The organism is Citrobacter sp. XT1-2-2, assembly GCF_023516235.1.
Lineage (GTDB): Bacteria > Pseudomonadota > Gammaproteobacteria > Enterobacterales > Enterobacteriaceae > Citrobacter > Citrobacter werkmanii.
Map to the genome: position 1 here is coordinate 4442042 of NZ_CP097324.1, position 20759 is coordinate 4462800.

The 20759-nt window shown below is 50.5% G+C and carries 17 protein-coding genes; 5 read left to right on the forward strand and 12 right to left on the reverse strand.

Annotated elements, in window-relative coordinates; translation table 11 throughout:
* Positions 1-65: 65 nt before the first annotated feature.
* The 3 genes from iolG1 to reiD form a co-directional block, all read right to left on the reverse strand.
* Positions 66-1076, reverse strand: coding sequence for an inositol 2-dehydrogenase IolG1 (gene iolG1 / locus M4I31_RS21125; protein ID WP_085048442.1), 1011 nt, complete (start codon positions 1074-1076; stop codon positions 66-68).
* 18 nt (positions 1077-1094) lie between these two features.
* Positions 1095-2015: a myo-inosose-2 dehydratase gene (gene iolE, locus M4I31_RS21130; protein WP_139815567.1), complete on the reverse strand. Its 921-nt coding sequence runs from the start codon at positions 2013-2015 to the stop codon at positions 1095-1097.
* 258 nt (positions 2016-2273) lie between these two features.
* Entirely contained in the window at positions 2274-3098 is an 825-nt protein-coding gene (gene reiD, locus M4I31_RS21135) for a myo-inositol utilization transcriptional regulator ReiD (protein ID WP_137361604.1), read from the reverse strand.
* A gap of 426 nt (positions 3099-3524) precedes the next feature.
* On the opposite strand from reiD, the gene iolA reads away from it, so the two are divergent.
* Positions 3525-5030, forward strand: coding sequence for a malonate-semialdehyde dehydrogenase IolA (iolA, locus tag M4I31_RS21140; protein ID WP_085048444.1), 1506 nt, complete (start codon positions 3525-3527; stop codon positions 5028-5030).
* Positions 5031-5054: 24 nt separating this feature from the next.
* Positions 5055-5864 carry a 5-deoxy-glucuronate isomerase gene (iolB, locus tag M4I31_RS21145; RefSeq protein WP_085048445.1) on the forward strand — a complete coding sequence of 270 codons (810 nt, stop codon included), beginning with the start codon at positions 5055-5057 and terminating at the stop codon, positions 5862-5864.
* Positions 5865-6228: 364 nt separating this feature from the next.
* Here iolB and iolT2 read toward each other — a convergent pair whose 3' ends face one another.
* Positions 6229-7665, reverse strand: coding sequence for a myo-inositol import MFS transporter IolT2 (gene iolT2 / locus M4I31_RS21150; RefSeq protein ID WP_085048446.1), 1437 nt, complete (start codon positions 7663-7665; stop codon positions 6229-6231).
* Positions 7666-8123: 458 nt separating this feature from the next.
* On the opposite strand from iolT2, the gene iolT1 reads away from it, so the two are divergent.
* Positions 8124-9557 (forward strand): myo-inositol import MFS transporter IolT1, encoded by a 1434-nt coding sequence (iolT1, locus tag M4I31_RS21155; protein ID WP_085048448.1) that lies wholly within the window; start codon positions 8124-8126, stop codon positions 9555-9557.
* Positions 9558-9609: 52 nt separating this feature from the next.
* Here iolT1 and iolR read toward each other — a convergent pair whose 3' ends face one another.
* Positions 9610-10443, reverse strand: coding sequence for a myo-inositol utilization transcriptional regulator IolR (iolR, locus tag M4I31_RS21160; protein WP_085048449.1), 834 nt, complete (start codon positions 10441-10443; stop codon positions 9610-9612).
* A 492-nt stretch (positions 10444-10935) separates the two neighbouring features.
* Positions 10936-12315, reverse strand: a complete 1380-nt coding sequence (gene mpl, locus M4I31_RS21165; RefSeq protein WP_085048450.1) for a UDP-N-acetylmuramate:L-alanyl-gamma-D-glutamyl-meso-diaminopimelate ligase — start codon at positions 12313-12315, stop codon at positions 10936-10938.
* A 175-nt stretch (positions 12316-12490) separates the two neighbouring features.
* Here mpl and fbp point away from each other — a divergent pair, with 175 nt between their 5' ends.
* A complete protein-coding gene (fbp, locus tag M4I31_RS21170; RefSeq protein ID WP_032940279.1) occupies positions 12491-13489 on the forward strand; it encodes a class 1 fructose-bisphosphatase in 999 nt (332 codons plus the stop codon).
* A 111-nt stretch (positions 13490-13600) separates the two neighbouring features.
* Here the strand turns inward: fbp and M4I31_RS21175 are convergent, their stop codons facing one another.
* The 5 genes from M4I31_RS21175 to ytfQ all read right to left on the reverse strand — a co-directional run bounded on the left by M4I31_RS21175 (position 13601) and on the right by ytfQ (position 19458).
* On the reverse strand, positions 13601-14713 hold the full coding sequence (locus M4I31_RS21175) for a methyl-accepting chemotaxis protein (RefSeq protein ID WP_085048452.1): 1113 nt from the start codon (positions 14711-14713) through the stop codon (positions 13601-13603).
* A 103-nt stretch (positions 14714-14816) separates the two neighbouring features.
* Positions 14817-15818 carry a galactofuranose ABC transporter, permease protein YjfF gene (gene yjfF / locus M4I31_RS21180; RefSeq protein ID WP_085048453.1) on the reverse strand — a complete coding sequence of 334 codons (1002 nt, stop codon included), beginning with the start codon at positions 15816-15818 and terminating at the stop codon, positions 14817-14819.
* Entirely contained in the window at positions 15805-16827 is a 1023-nt protein-coding gene (ytfT, locus tag M4I31_RS21185) for a galactofuranose ABC transporter, ATP-binding protein YtfT (protein WP_038642975.1), read from the reverse strand. The genes yjfF and ytfT overlap by 14 nt, the downstream gene beginning before the upstream one ends.
* A gap of 13 nt (positions 16828-16840) precedes the next feature.
* Positions 16841-18343 carry a galactofuranose ABC transporter, ATP-binding protein YtfR gene (ytfR, locus tag M4I31_RS21190; RefSeq protein WP_038636628.1) on the reverse strand — a complete coding sequence of 501 codons (1503 nt, stop codon included), beginning with the start codon at positions 18341-18343 and terminating at the stop codon, positions 16841-16843.
* Between the two features lie 158 nt (positions 18344-18501).
* Positions 18502-19458: a galactofuranose ABC transporter substrate-binding protein YtfQ gene (gene ytfQ / locus M4I31_RS21195; RefSeq protein ID WP_085048454.1), complete on the reverse strand. Its 957-nt coding sequence runs from the start codon at positions 19456-19458 to the stop codon at positions 18502-18504.
* 309 nt (positions 19459-19767) lie between these two features.
* On the opposite strand from ytfQ, the gene ppa reads away from it, so the two are divergent.
* Positions 19768-20295 carry an inorganic diphosphatase gene (gene ppa / locus M4I31_RS21200; protein WP_038636623.1) on the forward strand — a complete coding sequence of 176 codons (528 nt, stop codon included), beginning with the start codon at positions 19768-19770 and terminating at the stop codon, positions 20293-20295.
* Positions 20296-20413: 118 nt separating this feature from the next.
* Here ppa and M4I31_RS21205 read toward each other — a convergent pair whose 3' ends face one another.
* Positions 20414-20758: a gamma-glutamylcyclotransferase gene (locus M4I31_RS21205; RefSeq protein ID WP_003025723.1), complete on the reverse strand. Its 345-nt coding sequence runs from the start codon at positions 20756-20758 to the stop codon at positions 20414-20416.
* Position 20759 lies beyond the last annotated feature (1 nt).

The following is a 20759-nucleotide window of genomic DNA, read 5'->3' on the forward strand; positions in this document are numbered from 1 at the left end:
TGTGATATGCCGGATAAGACGCTTAAGCATCGCTATCCGGCAGGAGGTCTTAATACGCGGAAGGTTTATTTGTAGAAATCAGGTTTTGAGGGTAATTCAACAATCTCGGTATTCCCTGTTTCCTGAGACTTCACGCAGGCATCAGCGGTAACCGCAGCCAGATAACCATCCCATGACGTTGGGCCTGCCGGCGGCAATCCTGCGTTCAGGCGATCGAAGAAATCCTGGAACTCAACGTCGTAGGCATCAATAAAGCGCTGTTTCCAGTCAACCAGAATGTCAGTGCTATACTTCGCCGCTTTCCGTACCGCAGCGCTGGCGACGGTTGGCAGCTCCGCCATTCCTTTCTCGCCGGTAACATCGCAGTGAATGTCGTAGCCGTACTGGCAGTTCACAAACACTTCAACCACAATATTGATGCCGGAGGTGGTTTCCATTACTACCAGCTGCGGATCACGCAGAGTGGTCACCAGGCTGGACTGACGCGGGAAGTAAACCTTAACGGTTTTATAATCTTCGTTAAGCAGCCAGTGCATAACGTCAATTTCATGAATCAATGTTTCATAGATAGCCTGTGGCGTTTTGTATTCTGGCACCGTGCTGGCATTGTAATGACGTCCATGAACCATTAATGGCTGACCGATTTCGCCGCTGTCGATAATATTTTTCAGCTGAACGTAACCTTTGTCGTAGCGGCGCATAAAACCAATCTGCACCATACGCTTACCATTTTTCTGCTCTGCTTCAATCACACGCTGACAATCTGCAGCCGTCACCGCTAACGGTTTTTCGCAGAAAACATATTTGTTAGCATTTAGCGCGGCAACTGCCACATCGGCGTGCGCCTCATTTGATGCGGTAATGATGACCACTTCAACGTCTTTATCATTAATCAGATCGTGATAGTCATTATAGTCTTTGGCTTCAATCGCATACTTATCCAGCGCCGCCTGCGCCCTGCCCGCGACGATATCACATACAGCAACAACCTCAACACCTGACACGGTGTTGGCCAGACGTCTTAAGTGATCGGAGCCGATCATGCCGATACCCACAATACCTGCTTTTAAAGTCATTTTCTGTTTCCTTTTCAATCAAAGATAATTTTTCAGTAGCTCATCAATATGCTTTTTACCTTTTTGCGCATATTCCAATGGGTTATATTTCTTAGGATCCTGCTCGGCTTCAACAACAATCCAGCCAGAATATTGATGCTCGACCAGATAAGCTAATACGGATTTAAAATCAATATTTCCATCGCCGGGAACGGTAAACACTCCATCCAGGAAAGAATTGAGGAATGATTTCTTCGCGAGGCGACACGCTTTGAGTTTTTCATTACGCACATCTTTAAAGTGAACGTGTTTAATACGATCAAAATGTTTATGCAGTAACGGCATGACATCGCCATCTGAAACATACATATGCCCGGTATCAAACAGCAGATGTACAAATTGCGGATCGGTATTTTCCATTAGTCGATCCACTTCCAGCAGAGTCTGCACACCGGTGCCCATATGATGATGGAAAGCGAGCTTCAGCCCATGCGTATTGGCAATTTTCCCAAGCGCATTAAGTCCTTCGCATAAAAGCTGCCATTCGTTGTCGCTGAAGCCAGGCTTCTCCGTATATACGCATTTATCGATAATACCTTGAATACTATAAGTTTGTTCTGAAACAACAGCGACATATGCATGTATTGCCTGCAAATAAGCGCAATGCTGTTCAAAAGCATTCATCGCTGATTCAATACCATCGCGAATAATAAAGGAAGAAAACCACTGGCCTGGTATTTCCAGCCCGCGAAGCATTAACTCTTTATTTAACTCAGCAGGATCCTGCGGATAACAACCGCCAACTTCCGTCCCGGAAAAACCGGTAAGCGCGGCATCACTAAGTATTTGTTTATATGTATTTTCTTTACCAATTTCAGGAATATCATCATTGCGCCAACCAATAGGCGCAATCCCCAACTTAATGCTCTTTTTTACATTGTACATGTTGCTGGCTCCCACTTAATGAAACGCTTTTACTGCATACCGCGATGCAAGTTAACCTTTGATGGACAACATATTACTTTTTGTAGCCTGAAAAACTTTATCTATCCTGGTCGAAGAAGAGAGATAAATGCGTCAGATATCACAAAAAAATCATCACTCTTTAATGATATTGCCAGTCTTTTCGCACTATAGATAAACGCATAAGACATACCAACAAATAAAAATGGCCGCAGTATTGCGACCATTCCTATTACAATTAGATTTTAACAAACATTAATATTCAAACAATAAATAATTAGCCTTGCGATAATCCTTGCGATATTGACCAGGTGTTTTCCCCACTTTATTCTTAAAGTAATTCTGAAAATGACTAAGGTTGCTAAAGCCAACACGATAGGCAATAGAGGTGATCTTTTCGCGCCCACCTTCATCCGTGGTTAGTAACGATTGTGCCTCTCCCAGCCTACGTTTGATCAGGTAATCCATCGGTGAATAACCATAGCGGCGTTTAAATTCATGGGACACATAATAAGGGCTGACATTAAATTTCGTCGCCAGCGTATCCAGCCGAATTGGCTCATAGAAATTGCGATCAATATAGGTTTTTATTGAATCAAGTAAATTTTCATGGCGCTGTATGGCATCGTTACCTGTTCGCAATAATACATTTCCCTCAATGTATTTGAGTACTACCCGGGTCAATAACTGCGCCATTGTTGGGCCTTCTACCGCATGCTGGTTAATAACGGTAAACACGGAGCTCATCAGTTTCTCCACCGTTGCATAATGATGATACAGTGGAATAACCGGCACAATATCATCCGGTATTAGCGCATTCTCACGTAGACCCGGACACGAAATATTGTTAATTCCACAGCAAATAGTGCCAATTGGCCTCCCGCTTTCCAGATACTCATCATGTACCACCTGGCTGTTATAAATTACCAGGTCGCCTTTACGAACCGGGTAGATGCGATCGCCAATGAAATACTCCCCATCTCCTTCAGTGATAAGTATCAGTTCAACGGTCTGTGGGTGCATATGCATGAACCGGACAAACGGACCATTGCTCTCACTAACCTGACTAACATACGCCAACTGGGGCTGAGCCTTATTCTCTCGTTCTGAAGGACAGAAGCACAAGCGCATGATTTACCCTCCAACATCCGAAACTGTGGTGCCGCAACACCCCTGAAATTTGAATTTTTATACCACACCAAATGAAACAAAAATGCTATACAGATCATAATTTTTTCCAAACCATCCCCCAACACAGCAGACCACCCTTGATGAGAAACTCATGAAAAATAATAAAAATCAATAAATTAATCATAAATCATGTTTTTTGTTGCACATAATTCCAGATAAAAATCGACCATGATTTTTTCAAAAAAAAATTTCATAAAAATAAATTTGAAATTTTTAATCCTAAAATTTACATTGAATACGGTATGCGTTTTAGGCTGAAGCCTGTACCGCTCAGTCAGAACGTCGTCAACATCGGTTTAAGAGGATAAAAAAGAGATGGAAACAATCGGCAATTTTATTCATGGCAAAACGACACTGAGCAGCAGCGGCGAGACGCTACCGGTGACTAATCCGGCCACCGGTAAAGTAATTCGTCAGGTCACCCAGAGCACCCGAGAAGAGATGCTGGCAGCAATTCAAAGCGCACATGAGGCTTTTCCGGCATGGAGTAAAATGACTCCGCTACGCCGGGCGCGTATCCTTTTTGAATTCAAAGTATTACTGGAAAAACATCGGGACGAACTGGCGGCGCTGATCGTCAGCGAGCATGGCAAGGTCTGGTCAGATGCGCTTGGCGAGCTGACGCGCGGCATAGAGGTTGTCGAATTTGCCTGCGGGATCCCGCACCTCAGCAAAGGAGAGTACTCCTTTAACGTCGGCTCGGGCGTTGACAGCTTTTCATTAATGCAGCCGCTTGGGGTTGTGGCAGGCATCACACCGTTTAACTTCCCGGCAATGGTGCCTATGTGGATGTTCCCGGTTGCTCTGGCTTGCGGCAATACCTTCGTCCTGAAGCCGCCCGCGCTGGTGCCGTCCGCATCGTTACGTATGGCGCAGCTTCTGCAGGAGGCTGGCCTGCCGGACGGCGTGTTTAACGTTGTTCACTGTGGCAATGAAGCGGCTAGCCTGTTGACCAGCGACCCTCGCGTACAGGCAGTCAGCTTTGTCGGTTCCTCCGCTGTCGCGGAACATATCTATACCACTGCCAGCGCCCATGGCAAACGCGTACAGGCCTTCGGGGCCGCCAAAAATCACGCAATAGTCATGCCGGATGCAGACCTGGACGCCACCGTCAACGCCATTATGGGCGGAGCATTCGGCTCCGCGGGCGAACGCTGTATGGCGCTGCCGGTAGTGGTCGCGGTGGGCGATGAAACGGCGGACCGTCTGATCGAACGCCTGAAACCGCTGATTGCGGCGCTACGTATCGGCCCGGGAGAGCTGCGCGGCAAAGATGAAAATGAAATGGGCCCGGTTGTTTCACGTGCTCATCAACAGAAAGTGTTGGGTTACATCGACAAAGGGGTTAACGAGGGAGCCACTTTGGTCATGGATGGCCGCAACTATAGCGTGGCGGGATATCCTGAAGGCTTTTATGTCGGCGGCACGCTGTTTGATAACGTCACGCCTGAGATGACCATCTGGCGCGAAGAAATTTTTGGCCCGGTTCTCGGAATTGTGCGCGTCCCGGATTATGCCGCCGCTATTAGCACGGTAAACTCCCATGAATTCGGCAACGGCAGCGTGATTTTCACCACCAACGGTCACTATGCGCGCGAATTCGCCCAGTCGGTTGAAGCCGGGATGGTCGGTATTAATATTCCAGTTCCGGTGCCGATGGCATTTCACTCTTTTGGCGGCTGGAAGCGTTCGGTGTTTGGTGCTTTGAACGTCCATGGGCCGGATGGCGTGCGCTTCTATACCCGGATGAAAACCGTTACCGCGCGCTGGCCGAACGGACAGCAGATCGTATCGGAGTTCAGTATGCCGACTCTCGGTTAATACGCTTTCAGGAAGGAGAAGATTATGGCCAACTTGCTGAGTACCTGTACGTCTGAGTCGGGGAATATACAACACATTTCCCCTCAAAATGCAGGCTGGGAGTATGTCGGTTTTGATGTCTGGCAGTTGAAGGCTGGAGAGTCGATAACCCTGCCGTCCGATGAGCGCGAACGCTGCCTGGTGCTGGTTGCCGGGCTGGCCAGCGTTAAGGCCGCCGACAGTTTTTTCTATCGGATTGGCCAGCGCATGAGTCCATTTGAGCGCATTCCTGCTTATTCAGTTTACCTCCCGCATCATACGGAGGCGAAAGTGACAGCCGAAACCGACCTTGAGCTGGCCGTGTGCAGCGCGCCGGGATTCGGAGATCTTCCGGTACGTCTGATCTTGCCACAAGAGGTCGGGGTAGAGCATCGGGGAAAAGGGCGCAATCAGCGCCTGGTGCATAACATCCTTCCTGATAGCCAGCTCGCCGACAGCCTGCTAGTCGTTGAAGTGTACACCAATGAAGGTGATACCAGCTCCTGGCCCGCGCACAAGCACGATACAGCAGTTGAAGGTCAAGAGACCTATCTGGAAGAGACGTACTATCACCGTTTCAATCCACCTCAGGGATTCTGCTTACAGCGCGTCTACACCGACGATCGCAGCCTGGATGAATGTATGGCGGTCTATAACCGGGATGTAGTGAAAGTACCTAAGGGCTACCACCCGGTTGCCACCATCGCGGGTTACGATAACTACTATCTGAACGTGATGGCCGGCCCGTTACGAAAATGGCGTTTCACCTGGGAAGAGAACCACGCGTGGATTAACTCACCAGACTACCCTCGATAACACTTCGTTGAGTAGTATTTTGCCAGCCGTCCTCTGCGGCTGGCTTTTTTATTCAACTCTGCGCAGCACGAGCTTATAAGATCGATCTCCGCCTTCCCTCAAATTATTTCCCTGTTTTGTATATAGCTTATTACGACACGGCTCCCACAAGGAATGCGCCGTGACTTTCTGTTAAATAATAATGAGGACAAAGGGGACTTACCCTGTTTGCCGATATTATTATGGAGCAAGTATTTACGTAGAGGTGATCAATACAGTGGAGGTTTCAACAGGGTATATCCTGTGGGCACTCGCTGGAGGGATTTAAGGTTGTGTAACCAGCGGAGAATATCTCCGGATATTCTCCGCTAATATCAGAGGTGTATCAGACTATTACATCGCGACGTTTCCCCTGAATCTCACGCAGCTTGTTCTCGGCCAGCCGTTCAATTTCCGTTAGCGGTACCCCTTTTGTTTCCGGTACATAGCGAGAAATAAAGACATAGCAGACCAAATTAAAGACGACAAAGATCCACATCGAGAAAGCGCCACCGAAGGTCTCCTGCAGCCAGGCGTTATCATTTATGACCGGGAACAACAGTGAGATAAGGAAGTTGGCTATCCACATCAGGCTCACCGCCAACCCCATCCCAAAACCTTTAATCTTTTCAGGGAAAACCTCAGAAATCAGTACCCATGCGCCAACGCTCCAGCTGACGGCAAACAGCAGCATAAAAAACAGGATGCCAAAGATGGTAATGTAACCTGTATCATGGGTGTACAAACCGTATGACGCGATCAACAGCCCGACAATTGAGCCGATGGTACCAATTTTCATAATCGGAATACGACCATAGCGGTCGAACAGGATCATGCCGATAAAACTGCCCACCACATTACATACCGCGATAAAAATGGTCTGGAACATAACCACTTCGGTACTGCTGTTCTGCAACACCAGCGGCGCGTAATAGTTCATTACGTTAACGCCTGTGAACTGTTGCAAAACGGCGATACAGCATCCAACCAACAGAATATAGCGGAGCACCGCTGAGCTTTTCAGGCTGGTGCGTTCTCCCCCAGCGACGTTGTCCTGTGGGCGTACGCTTTCTTTCATGCCGTCAAAAATAGCAGCCACATCTGTGGCCGTTAATCCACTATAGACCCGAGTAAGCACCTTTATCGAACGGGCTTCGCCGCGGTTGTTACGGGCGCACCACGCCGGTGATTCAGGCAGGAAAAGCGTAATCGCTAACATCGCAATTGATGGCACTACTTGTGCAAAAAGCATAGTCTTCCAGCCTTGGGAAACCAGCACATCAGCAGGCATTCCTTTTGCTATCAGATAGTTGACTATAAAAACGATAACCTGGCCAGACACCACGGAGATATTGTAAATGCCCAGCGCTTTGCCGCGAATTTCAGCAGGCGCCAGTTCAGACATATACATGGTGGATGCCGTTCCGGCCATCCCAACAGCAAAACCACACACAATGCGGGAAAGAGAGAAGATCATAAACGATTCGCTCATCGCCGCCCCTAAGGAAGAAGCAATAAAAATGATCGCAATGATCAGAAGCGCAGGTTTACGCCCCAGTTTATCGGCAATTTTCCCCCCCACCAGCGCGCCGATGATACAACCAATCACGATACTGGAAACGGCCCATCCGGTCTCGGTTGGCGTCAGTTGGTAATACTGCTGTAAAGGCAATACCACCCCGGTAATCACCGCCGTTGAATAACCAAACATCAATCCAGCCAGCGCCGCAATACAACACAGGGTGTACACATAGGCCGAATTGTACTTACTTCTCTGAGACATAACCCCTCCCTTGCCTGTTGAGGAAACAACACACCAATGAAATTTTTCATTTTATTTTTGCATTTATTAGAAGAAAAATTCCATGCAAAGGATCACGAAATGGAGATATTCCAGGAAAGAGCAAAAAGTACAGCCCCTGACAAGTTGAACAGAGGCACTGTCAACATACCAATAAAACATAGTAATTTCATAAAGATAAAGAAAGTCATTGCGCAAAATCCGGCATCTTAACGATGAAAAATGCCAGGATTATGAAATTCGAAATGTGATAACCATAACAAAACATAAGTTTCATTATTGATCGATTTGAAATTAAAACATAGTTTGTGAAACGAGAGTTCTCAATAGCTATAAGATCGTCGGCAGCGCTACGGCGATGACCGACATAAGATGAATTTGTCTATTTGCTCACTGAATACAAACAGATAGATGAAGTTTATTCTGGAGATAATCTACCTATGTCCACATCAGATAGTTGTTATAATACGGGTTACATATTACGCATCTGCGCGATCGCCGCACTGGGCGGAATATTATTTGGCTACGATACTGCTGTTATTTCAGGTGCGATTGGTTCACTTACCAGCTACTTTCATCTATCTCCTGCTGAGACCGGCTGGGCAGTTTCCTGCGTTGTGGTGGGGTGCGTTATTGGCTCGTTTAGCGCCGGATATTTATCCAAACGTTTTGGACGCAAGAAATCATTGATGATTTCAGCACTGTTATTCACGATTTCCGCAGTGGGTACCTCCCTCTCCTACACGTTCACCCATTTTGTGATTTATCGAATTATCGGTGGCCTGGCAGTCGGTCTGGCGGCAACAGTATCACCGATGTATATGTCTGAAGTCTCACCTAAAAACATGCGCGGAAGAGCATTAAGTATGCAGCAGTTCGCTATCGTTTTTGGTCAGATTCTGATCTTCTACGTTAACTACAAAATAGCGTCGATTGCAGCGGATACCTGGCTTATTGAGCTTGGCTGGCGCTATATGTTTGCTGCAGGTATTATTCCCTGCATTTTGTTCTGTATTTTAGTCTTTTTAATCCCGGAATCTCCCCGCTGGATGATGATGATTGGTCGCGAGGAGGAGACGCTAAAAATCCTGACCAAAATATCCAACGAAGAGCATGCCAGACATCTTCTTGCCGATATAAAAACCTCACTGCAAAATGACCAACTAAACGCACATCAAAAACTCAATTACCGCGACGGGAACGTGCGTTTCATCCTGATTCTGGGTTGCATGATCGCTATACTGCAACAAGTGACCGGGGTTAACGTCATGATGTATTACGCACCAATCGTCCTTAAGGATGTGACCGGTAGCGCCCAGGAAGCCCTGTTCCAGACAATCTGGATCGGCGTAATTCAGCTTATCGGCTCCATTATTGGCGCAATGATTATGGATAAGATGGGTCGTTTGTCACTGATGCGGAAAGGCACTATCGGCAGCATCATCGGCTTGTTGCTCACATCATGGGCGCTGTACAGCCAGGCAACCGGTTATTTCGCGCTATTTGGTATGCTGTTCTTTATGATTTTCTACGCGCTTTCCTGGGGCGTGGGTGCATGGGTGCTTATTTCTGAAATATTCCCTAACCGGATGAGGTCACAGGGAATGAGTATTTCGGTCGGATTTATGTGGATGGCAAACTTTATAGTTTCACAATGCTTCCCGATGATTAATGAAAACCCGTATTTACTTTCTCATTTCCACGGCGCATTTCCGATGTGGATATTCGCTATCTGCTGCGTCTTCAGTTACTTTTTTATCTGCCGTTACCTGCCGGAAACAAAAGGTATTTCGCTGGAGAAAATGGAGAGCGTCGTGTTAGCAAAACGCAGAAAAAAACTGCCGCCAATCCAAGCCGAACGTTATTCTGATTAACTCTCACCACAATGCCGATGATCGCTAAATACGATCATCGGCTTGTTTTTTTTTACTCCGTCGCCAGCGCCAGTGAAACAGCTAACGTCTGCGCCAGACACATGGACGCAACCTGAGACCGGAAACCATCGACCTGCGCTTCACGTACCACAAAACAGACTTCACTGAACGCTGCCAGCGGGCTGACCTGACTATCAGTTATCGCAATATGGTGCGCACCCCGTTTCGCGCCAAGCTCGACCAATTCCACCACTTCCTGCGCGTAAGGCGAGTAGCTGATGGCAATAACAACATCATCAGGGCTGACCATACTCAGCTGTTCAGAGAACATTCCGCCAATACCGTCAATTAAAAATGCCCGTCTCTCGAGATGGCGCAATGCGTAAGTTAAATAACTGGCCACGCTAAACGAACGACGTAATCCAATCACATATATATTTTCGGCTTTCGCGAGCAGATTTACCGCAGCATCCAACTGCTCATTTTTAATCTGCACCGGTAATTGTTGTAATACCTGTGCATTCACCATTGAAAATAGCTTCAGAATTTCACCCGGCTTTTCCGGGGTAGGTTCCCCTTCATCCGCATTTTTCTGTCTGAACAGGCGCGCCCGCTCGGTATAGCTTACAGTTTCCTCCATCAGGTGTTGGCGAAATACCTGTTTCATTTCATTAAATCCGCTAAAACCAAACGCATTAGCAAAACGAATCAGCGTCGAAGGGGGGACATCCGCATGCTGCGCAATGGAAGCGACCGTGTCAAAAGCAACGCTATTACTGTTATCCAGAATATACTGAGCAACTTGTTTAAGACGTTTGCTAAGGCTGTCATAGCGACTGCGGATATCATCCTGCAGTAAGGAAAGTTGAGTTTGATGTTTAGACATGCATAATACTCTAATAGAACGAAAATTTCGTAAATAACGATATTAGCACAAATGAACTGACCATACAGTTAACAACATTCAAATTGCGCTGTGGTTATCTTCAGTACAGAATTTGCAGGCGGGCTGGGTTCTGAGCAATCTGAATCTGAACGCATAAATGCAACAGAATCAGCATTGTTATGACTGGACGATGCCCGCAGCCAGGCGGCATCGCAAACGTTGAAAGGCAGAAGATGACGTTTATAAATCACGAAATCTTCATCTGTTATTGCGAACTGGCTCTTTTCGTCCCGCTTACGGCAACTGGCGGAACACTCTTAGTGTATTACACTGATTACCTTAAGGATATGCGTCTACTCTTTTTCAATACTGAGCGGCAAATGATCTTTTTCAGTAGGGCTTTAACGTCCCACGGCGAGCGGAGTGCGCTTCCAATGGCAAGTTGCCCAATATAAAACTGCCAGCCACAAAGTTGGCTGGCTACATAGTAATTTAATACGCGGTTAAGTCCTGAGCTTTCTTCGCCAGGCCATCCAGCAGTTTCTGATGAATGCCGCCAAACCCGCCGTTGCTCATCACCAGGATGTGATCGCCTGGCTGTGCGGTTTTCACCACCATATCTGCCAGCGCATCGACATCGCCGCTCCAGTGCGCAGGCTGTACGCAGGCTTCAGCGACTTCCGCCACTTGCCACGGAATATGCGGCGGTTGCAGCAGGAACACTTCATCCGCGCGTCCTAACGACGGCGCCAGATCGTCTTTGCTCAGGCCCATTTTCATGGTGTTCGACCGAGGTTCCAGTACCGCGATAATGCGCGCGGTGCCGCCCACTTTACCGCGCAGTGCGGCAAGCGTTGCCAGAATCGCCGTCGGGTGGTGAGCAAAATCGTCATACACCGTCACGCCGTTTGCTTCGCCGCGCAGTTCAAGACGACGACGGGCGTTGATGAACGAGCCCAGCGCATTCGCCGCGTCGGCAGGCGCTACGCCAACATGACGGGCAGCCGCAATCGCCATCAGACCGTTGTGCATGTTATGTTCGCCGACCAGGCCCCACTTCACCTCGCCCACTTTTTCACCGTCCAGCCACACTTCCCAAACGGATGCATCGGTGGTCAGCTTTTTCGCCTGCCAGTGACCCTGTTCACCCACCAGCTCTTGTTCGCTCCAGCAGCCCATCGCCATCGTCTGTTTCAGATTGATGTCGTTTTCCGGGTAGATGATGCGTCCCTGGCCCGGCACGATACGTACCAGGTGATGGAACTGTTTCTGAATAGCTTTCAGATCGTCAAAGATGTCCGCGTGATCGAACTCAAGGTTATTGAGGATCAGCGTACGCGGGCAGTAATGCACAAATTTAGAACGCTTATCGAAGAAGGCGCAGTCGTACTCATCCGCCTCAATCACGAAGAAGTCGCTTTCGCCCAGACGCGCAGAAACCTCAAAGTTGCCCGGTACGCCGCCGATCACAAAGCCAGGCTTATAGCCGCAGGCTTCAAGGATCCAGGTCGCCATTCCGGCAGTGGTGGTTTTACCGTGCGTACCCGCAACCGCCAGTACCCAGCGATCGCGCAGCACAAAGTCATGCAGCCATTGCGGGCCGGACATGTATGGAATGTTTTTCTCAAGCACCGCTTCCACGCAGGGATTACCACGGGTCATGGCGTTGCCGATGATCACCAGGTCCGGCTGCGGGTCGAGCTGGCTGGCATCGTAACCCTGAATTAAATCAATGCCTTGCTTCTCAAGTAAGGTACTCATCGGCGGATACACATTGGCGTCCGAACCGGTTACTTCATGACCAAGCGAGCGCGCCAGCATCGCCAGACCGCCCATGAAAGTGCCACAAATTCCCAAAATATGAATGCGCATACGTCACTATCCTTTTTTAATCTGGGGGCCATTTTACGCACATGTCCGGCAAGTGAGAAACGCATTTCAGGATATTCCGTAGTTTGCTGGCGCGATTCACCTAAGCGCAACAATGGAAATATTTGTTAATATTGTTGCGGTCGCTTTACTCCACATAAATTGCAGGGAAAGTGTTATGAAAACGTTAGGTGAATTTATTGTCGAAAAGCAGCACGAGTTTTCTCATGCTACCGGTGAACTCACTGCTTTGTTGTCGGCAATAAAGCTGGGCGCCAAGATCATCCACCGCGATATCAACAAGGCCGGTCTGGTCGATATCCTGGGTGCCAGCGGTGCTGAGAACGTGCAGGGAGAGGTTCAGCAGAAACTCGATCTGTTCGCGAACGAAAAACTGAAAGCTGCACTGAAGGCGCGCGACATTGTGGCGGGCATTGCCTCGGAAGAAGAGGATGAAATCGTCGTCTTCGAAGGCTGCGAACACGCAAAATATGTTGTGCTAATGGATCCGCTGGATGGCTCATCCAACATCGATGTTAACGTCTCTGTCGGTACGATTTTCTCTATTTACCGCCGCGTAACCCCAGTCGGCACACCGGTCACGGAAGAGGATTTCCTGCAACCGGGCAACAAGCAGGTTGCTGCGGGCTACGTGGTTTATGGTTCTTCCACCATGCTGGTATATACCACCGGCTGTGGCGTACACGCCTTTACCTACGATCCTTCTCTGGGCGTATTCTGCCTCAGCCAGGAACGTATGCGCTTCCCGGTAAAAGGCAGCACGTACTCCATTAACGAAGGCAACTACATCAAATTCCCGAATGGCGTGAAGAAGTACATTAAATTCTGTCAGGAAGAAGATAAGTCAACCCAGCGCCCGTACACCTCGCGCTACATTGGCTCTTTGGTTGCGGATTTCCATCGCAATCTGCTGAAGGGCGGGATCTACCTGTACCCAAGCACCGCCAGCCACCCGCAAGGGAAACTGCGTCTGCTGTACGAATGCAACCCGATGGCCTTCCTGGCCGAGCAGGCGGGCGGCAAAGCCAGCGATGGTAAAGAACGTATTCTGGATATCATCCCGGAAAGCCTGCACCAGCGCCGTTCCTTCTTCGTGGGCAATGACCATATGGTTGAAGATGTAGAACGCTTTATCCGCGAGTTCCCGGACGCGTAAACACCCTATCCCGGCCTACTGTACGTTGTAGGCCGGATAAGCGAAGGGCCATCCGGCATGATGCAGTGACATTACCTGATGGCGACTTCGCATTATCAGGCCTACGTTCGGTTACGTTGTCTGTAGCTTAAACGCCGCCATCGCTTCCAGCAGCGCATGTGACTGCTCTTCCAACGAGCGGGTAGCCGCTGAAGACTGCTGTACCAGTGCCGCATTTTGCTGCGCCGTTTCATCCATCTGAATCACCGCGATATTCACCTGCTCTATGCCGCGACTCTGCTCCTGGGACGCGCTGGCGATTTCACGCATCAGCTTAGTCATGCGCATCACCTCAGTGGCAATCTCATCCATGGTTTCGCCCGCCTGTTGCGCCAGCTCGCTCCCTTCACCGACGTGAGTGTGTGAATCGCTGATTAACGCGCGGATCTCTTTTGCCGCTTCGGCGCTGCGGCTGGCCAGATTACGTACTTCACCTGCGACAACCGCAAAACCCCGTCCTTGCTCACCGGCCCGCGCCGCTTCAACGGAGGCATTGAGCGCCAGAATATTGGTCTGGAATGCGATGCCGTCTATCACGCTAAGGATGTCGGCAATACGACTGGAACTGCCGGCAATATCGCGCATTTTCTCGATCACATAGCACACCATCTCGCTGCCGCGATCGGCGGTATCCGATACCGATTTTGCCAACTGGTGCGCCTGTTCGGCGTTGTCCGCATTCTGTTTCACGGTCGCCGTTAACTCTTCCATGCTGGCAGCGGTCTGTTCCAGCGACGTGGCTGTCGATTCAGTACGCTGCGCCAGATGCTGGTTTCCGGCCGTCAGTTCACGGCTACCGATATCAATTTGCAAGCTGGCGTCACGCACGCGTTGCACCGAGTCGCCCAGCGCATGGCGCATTTCATCCATTGCCGCGTTGAGACGGTTGAATTCGGCGCTGGCCGACGGCGCGCTAACTGGCGACAAATCGCCTGTCGCCAGACGTTCCAGCTGTTCAACAATGTTATCCAGCGGTTTGAGAAACTTATTTCGCAGCATAAACCAAATAACCGCCAGCAAGGCGATGGCCGCCAGCATTGCTGCACTCATAATACCGTGATAAATCAATGAAGTAATAATGCGGGTAGAGGCGTATAGCCCCATCCCGCCGGTCAGCAACAGCAGAAACGCCAGCAGAGACAATAACACCAACAAACTTGATCGAATTGAAAGGGATTTTGGCATTGTTATATTTCCGGTTGTAGGGTTAAAACAGACCTGTACAGAACCTATCGACTACAACCGGAAAAAGTTTAGGTATTTAAATGTCTCTTGAAAAATCAGGACGTTACTTTGGTGTCGCCGCCGTGCTTACGCGGCTGACCGGCGAGCTTTGACGATTTTCCCAAAGCACCGTGAGACCGCGTTGTAAGGCAATAAAAATAAACAATAAAATACCAATCGCGATCTTGGTCCACCAGGAACTTAATGTGCCGTCAAAATTAATGTAGGTCTGGATCAGGCCCTGAATAGCCACGCCAAACAAGGTGCCTAAAACCGTACCCACTCCGCCGCTCAACAGCGTACCGCCAATCACGACTGAGGCAATCGCATCCAGCTCGACACCGACGCCCGCCAGCGCATAACCGGCCTGGGTGTAAATTGAAAAAACAATGCCGGCAAGCGTGGCCAGGCCGGTAGACAACATATAAATACGGATGGTGGTACTGCGGGTGGAGATCCCCATCAGGTTAGCAGAGGTGGCGTTGCCGCCAATCGCATATACCTGATTGCCAAACCGTGTACGGTGCGCCAGGAAGATGCCAATCACCACCACCGCCAGCATCAGCAAACCCATCGCACTCAGACGACCGCCGCCGGGAATTTTCCATGCCAGACTGGAGAGCGTGTCATAAACCGGATGGTTAATCGGGATCGACTCTTCAGAAACCAGATAGCTAACGCCGCGCAAAAAGAACATTCCCGCCAGGGTAATGATAAACGCCGGGATCTTCAGCGCATCAATCAGTAATCCCATAAACGCGCCAAACGCACAGCCCATCAGCAGAATCAGGGGGAAGGCCAGTAACGGAGAAATCCCCCAGTAGCCAATCGCCTTTGCCAGAAATACGCCGGTAAAGGCAATCACCGAGCCAACGGAAAGGTCGATCCCGCCAGAGAGAATCACGAAGGTCATGCCGACGGCGATAATCCCTAAAAAAGCGTTATCGGTCAGGATATTGCAAATCACCCGGGTGGAAGCAAAAGCCGGAAATTGCGTCAAGCAGTAGAGGTAGCCCAGCACAAACACGCCGAGGGTGATCATCAGCGGTAAATTACGTTTTATCATGACCACGCACTCCTTTTATCAGGCTGATAAAGCGTTGTGACTGCACAACCAGCACACACAACACCACGACGGCTTTGACCACCTGATTCAGTTCCGGCTGGAAGCCCGACAGTAAAATCCCGGTGTTCATCCCCTGAATAATTAACGCGCCTATCACCGACAGCAGCAGGTTAAAGCGCCCGCCCATCAGCGAACCGCCGCCAATGACCACCGCCAGAATAGCGTCCAGCTCCAGCCATAATCCGGCGTTATTCGCATCCGCGCCGCGAATATCCGCGGTAACAATGATCCCGGCGATAGCGGCACACAGGCCGCTCAAGACATAGGTAAGCATCACAATAATGCGGGTGTTGACCCCGGCGTTTTTCGCCGCGCGAATGTTGATACCCACCGCTTCAATAAACATGCCCAGCGCCGTTTTCCGCGTCAGCAGCCAGAACACCACCAGCGTCAGTAGCGCAATAATCACCGGCGTGGGGAACAGTAACAGTGAGCCACTGCCAAGCCAGGAAAGCTCAGGCGAGTTGAAGGTGACGATCTGCCCGGAGGTGATCAACTGCGCGACGCCGCGCCCGGCAACCATCAGGATCAGCGTGGCGACGAACGGTTGGATCTTGAGGATGGCCACCAGAACTCCGTTCCACAATCCCGCCAGAATGCCGGAGCCTAAGGCGGCAAGCAGCACCACCGGCAGGCTGTGCCCGGCCACCGTCATCGCCGCGGTCGTCGCCCCGGCAATGGCCATCACAGCGCCAACGGAAAGATCAATGCCGCCAGTGGCAATCACCAGCGTCATACCAATCGCCAACAGCGCCACGGGTGCGGCGCGGTTGAGAATATCAATCGGGCTACCGAACAGCCGACCATCCTGCAAAATCACCTGATAGAAGTGCGGCGCGACCAGACTGTCCACCAGCAGCACCAGCAGTAGCGCCACCAGCTGTGGCATTCCCTTGGGCCAATGAAACCGTCGTTCAGGCGGATTGGATTGAGGGAGAGATTGAGGCATCACCATAGTCTCCTTAGGCCGCAATGGCGTTCATGATCGCCGGGACGGACAATTCAGCCAGTGGGATCTCGGCCACCTGTTTGCGATCGCGCATAATAATGACCCGATCGGCATAACCCACCAGTTCTTCCAGTTCCGATGAGATAACCAGCAGGGCCAAACCATCGGCGCACAGCGTTTCGATCAGGCGGATGATCTCGGCATGCGCGCCGACGTCGATCCCGCGCGTGGGTTCATCGAGGATCAGAAACTGCGGTTTGGTCAGTAACCAGCGCGACAGCAAGACTTTTTGCTGATTGCCGCCGGAGAGAAATTCGATCGGCTGTTCGGCGTTAGGGGTGCGAATACCAAGCTGGCGAATAAAGCGCTCGGCAATCTCGTTTTGTTCTTTGCGGGGAATGGGGCGCAACCAACCGCGCTGCGCCTGCAACGCCAGAATGATATTTTCCCGCACCGAGGCGGCGGCAATAATGCCATCCGTTTTCCGATCCTCCGGGCAAAAACCGATCCCCAGGCACGAAGCCTGATGCGGCGATCGCAAGGTCTGCGGTTTACCTTTGATCAGTGCGCTGCCGCTGTCGGCGGGTTTGATGCCGAAGATCACCTCCGCCGTTTCCGTTCGCCCGGATCCCAGCAGTCCGGCGAGACCGACGATCTCACCGGGACGCACTTGCAGATCGAACGGGGCGATAGTGCCTTTCTTACCAAAATCACTAAACGCCGCCACCGGTTTATCGCTCAGCAACGTGCGGCCCGCACGCTGTAACGCGTGGGTATCCAGTTCGCGGCCCAGCATCATTTTGACCAGTTCGATCTGCGGCAGCGCATGGGTTTCACGGCAGCCCACAAAGCCGCCGTTACGCAGGACGGTGATGCGATCGCTGACCTGATAAACCTGATCGAGGAAGTGGGTGACGAAGATCAGACTGACGCCGCGATCGCGCAGATGCCGCATCAGGCCGAACAGCATTTCAACTTCCTGGGTATCGAGGCTGGCGGTAGGTTCATCGAGGATCAGTACCTTCGCGGAGAGATCGATCGCCCGACAAATGGCAACGATCTGCTGCATTGCCACGGAAAAGCGGTTCAGCGGCTCGCGCACATCAAGGGAAAAACCGTACGACGCCATCAGTTCCGTCGCGCGCTTTTCCATCTGTTTGCGCTGCAACAGGCCAAAGCGCCGCGGTTCGCGGCCAATAAACAAGTTATCCGCTACCGACATATTGGGCAGCAGGTTCACTTCCTGGTACACGGTACCAATCCCCAGTTGCTGGGCATGGGCGGTATTTTTGGGGGAGACAGGCTGGCCTTCGAGCCAGATCGTGCCGCGATCGGCATGATATACACCGGTCAACGCTTTGATCAGCGTCGATTTCCCCGCCCCGTTTTCGCCGAGCAATGCCATGATCTCGCCGCGTCGCAGGCTGAAATCCACGTTATCCAGCGCTTTGACGCCGGGAAAGAATTTGCTTAAGCCCTCTGTACGGAGGATTTCCTGGTGTTGGTCGGTGGTCATGGCATTCCTCCGGTACGAGGTCACGGCGTTTCGTAGGCCTGATAAGCGCAGCGCCATCAGGCAACAAATGCCGGATGGCGGCGTAACGCCTTATCCGGCCTACAAAGAGCTTAATGTAGGCCGGGCAAACGCAGCGCCCCCGGCAGTTTCATGAAGGCTCAGTAGCCCATGTTTTTCTTCTTCTCTAGCTCTTCTTTCGCGGTATCCGGCAGATAGAGGATCGATTTGGTAATGGTCAGCTTCTCAGGCATCGTGCCGTCTTTTTTGAATTTCTCCAGCGCGTCAAATGCCGGGCCAGCCATATTCGGCGTCAGCTCGACGCTGGCGTTGGCTTCACCATCAATCATCGCTTTGTAGATATCCGGTACGCCGTCGATTGACCCCGTCAGAATATCTTTGCCTGGTTTCAGGCCCGCCTCTTTGATCGCCTGAATAGCGCCGATCGCCATGTCATCGTTGTGGGCGTAAACCATGCAGATGTTCTTGCCGTTGTTTTCCGCTTTAATAAAGCTCTCCATCACTTCTTTCCCTTTACTGCGGGTGAAGTCGCCGGACTGAGAGCGGATAATTTTGATGTTTGGCGCGTTAGCGATGGCTTCAGCGAACCCTTTCTTACGATCGATCGCCACGCTGGCGCCAACGGTTCCTTGTAGCTCAACGACGTTACACGGCTTGCCGTTCACTTCTTTAATCAGCCAGTCGCCGATTAATTTGCCTTCCAGCACGTTATCGGCGGTGACGGTAGTCATATAGAGAGATTTGTCTTTTACATCGATGGAACGATCGAGCAAAAAGACCGGAATGTCGGCATCTTTGGCCTCTTTTAACACCGGCTCCCAACCTGTTGCCACGACCGGTGCAATAAAGATGGCATCGACGCCCTGGGCAACAAATGAACGGACTGCTTTAATCTGGTTTTCCTGCTTTTGCTGGCCGTCAGCGATTTTCAGCGTAATTCCGCGCTTTTCGGCCTCGCTTTTCGCCACGTTGGTTTCTGCGGCGCGCCAGCCGGATTCAGAGCCAACCTGCGAAAATCCTACGGTTAATGGGACTGCCATTGCCATAGACGACATGGCTGCCGAAACTGCTGTGACTAAAAGTAAGCGCTTCCACATAAGTGCGTCCTCGTAGGGTGATTATTGTTGGTTAATAAACCGTCGCGAAAAAACTATAGACAATTGAGCATGTAACGGATTGCGTTACATCACACTTCAAAAAAGTAAATAAAACGTTAATCACAAGTTTGTAATCGCTTTCATATCACTATGAAAAATGCGGCTGAAGATATGGATTTTTCTGTCACCGGAGAGAGAGAAAAAGAAGAAAATGAACGCAGAGAAAGCGAAAACAAGCGGAGACATTCCGCGCGAGTTGGCTATAATACCCGCCACTTGTTTGCCATAGCTTATTTAAAGGAAACAGACATGAGCTTACTCAACGTCCCTGCCGGTAAAGACCTGCCGGAAGATATCTACGTTGTTATCGAGATCCCTGCCAACGCAGATCCGATCAAATACGAAGTTGACAAAGAGAGCGGCGCCCTGTTCGTTGACCGCTTCATGTCCACCGCGATGTTCTATCCGTGCAACTACGGTTACATCAACCACACTCTGTCTCTGGATGGCGATCCGGTTGACGTTCTGGTCCCGACTCCGTACCCGCTGGAGCCTGGTTCAGTGATCCGCTGCCGTCCGGTTGGCGTTCTGAAAATGACCGACGAATCCGGTGAAGATGCGAAACTGGTTGCGGTACCGCACACCAAGCTGAGCAAAGAATACGATCACATCAAAGATGTGTCCGACCTGCCGGAACTGCTGAAAGCGCAGATCACCCACTTCTTCGAGCATTATAAAGACCTCGAAGCTGGCAAATGGGTGAAAGTTGACGGTTGGGACAACGCAGAAGCTGCTAAAGCTGAAATCGTTGCTTCCTTCGAGCGCGCGAAGAAGTAATTCTTACTTTTGATGCTAAGCCCCGCATGTCGGGGCTTTTTTGTGCCCAAATGCGAGTGCAACGGGCACATAAAACAACGCCACCCGAGGGTGGCGCGTTTTACTTATCGGGTATATATCAGTACTGGTCTCTGTCTAACCAGTTACCGCTTTCAATCAGCGTTAAGCCATCAACCGGACGTTGATACACGTACATCCATGCACTTCCGTACGGCGTTTGAATTAGCTGGCGTGCGTATTCACCACCACGGGTACGCAGAGCGTCAAGCTCTGCCAGCGTGGCGTTATCAATACGATAAACTTCCCCGTGTACTGTTCCATTTCCCGGAACGGCGCCTGGATAGTGGCCCAGGCTGTACAACTGGTAGTTGTCGATACTGAAATTTCCCAGCAACAGGGCATTGGTCATCCAGTGGCTGTTGCCTTGTTTGGTTCGTAAACTGCCATAGACAAATATTCGCATT

What these genes read in the sequence shown, in the direction of transcription:
- iolG1 (WP_085048442.1), bottom strand. Translation starts at nt 1,076, where the DNA reads ATGACTTTAAAAGCAGGTATTGTGGGTATCGGCATGATCGGCTCCGAT.
- iolA (WP_085048444.1), top strand. Translation starts at nt 3,525, where the DNA reads ATGGAAACAATCGGCAATTTTATTCATGGCAAAACGACACTGAGCAGC.
- iolT2 (WP_085048446.1), bottom strand. Translation starts at nt 7,665, where the DNA reads ATGTCTCAGAGAAGTAAGTACAATTCGGCCTATGTGTACACCCTGTGT.
- yjfF (WP_085048453.1), bottom strand. Translation starts at nt 15,818, where the DNA reads ATGATAAAACGTAATTTACCGCTGATGATCACCCTCGGCGTGTTTGTG.
- iolR (WP_085048449.1), bottom strand. Translation starts at nt 10,443, where the DNA reads ATGTCTAAACATCAAACTCAACTTTCCTTACTGCAGGATGATATCCGC.
- mpl (WP_085048450.1), bottom strand. Translation starts at nt 12,315, where the DNA reads ATGCGCATTCATATTTTGGGAATTTGTGGCACTTTCATGGGCGGTCTG.
- fbp (WP_032940279.1), top strand. Translation starts at nt 12,491, where the DNA reads ATGAAAACGTTAGGTGAATTTATTGTCGAAAAGCAGCACGAGTTTTCT.
- iolB (WP_085048445.1), top strand. Translation starts at nt 5,055, where the DNA reads ATGGCCAACTTGCTGAGTACCTGTACGTCTGAGTCGGGGAATATACAA.
- ytfQ (WP_085048454.1), bottom strand. Translation starts at nt 19,458, where the DNA reads ATGTGGAAGCGCTTACTTTTAGTCACAGCAGTTTCGGCAGCCATGTCG.
- M4I31_RS21175 (WP_085048452.1), bottom strand. Translation starts at nt 14,713, where the DNA reads ATGCCAAAATCCCTTTCAATTCGATCAAGTTTGTTGGTGTTATTGTCT.
- ytfT (WP_038642975.1), bottom strand. Translation starts at nt 16,827, where the DNA reads ATGCCTCAATCTCTCCCTCAATCCAATCCGCCTGAACGACGGTTTCAT.
- ytfR (WP_038636628.1), bottom strand. Translation starts at nt 18,343, where the DNA reads ATGACCACCGACCAACACCAGGAAATCCTCCGTACAGAGGGCTTAAGC.
- iolT1 (WP_085048448.1), top strand. Translation starts at nt 8,124, where the DNA reads ATGTCCACATCAGATAGTTGTTATAATACGGGTTACATATTACGCATC.
- ppa (WP_038636623.1), top strand. Translation starts at nt 19,768, where the DNA reads ATGAGCTTACTCAACGTCCCTGCCGGTAAAGACCTGCCGGAAGATATC.
- M4I31_RS21205 (WP_003025723.1), bottom strand. Translation starts at nt 20,758, where the DNA reads ATGCGAATATTTGTCTATGGCAGTTTACGAACCAAACAAGGCAACAGC.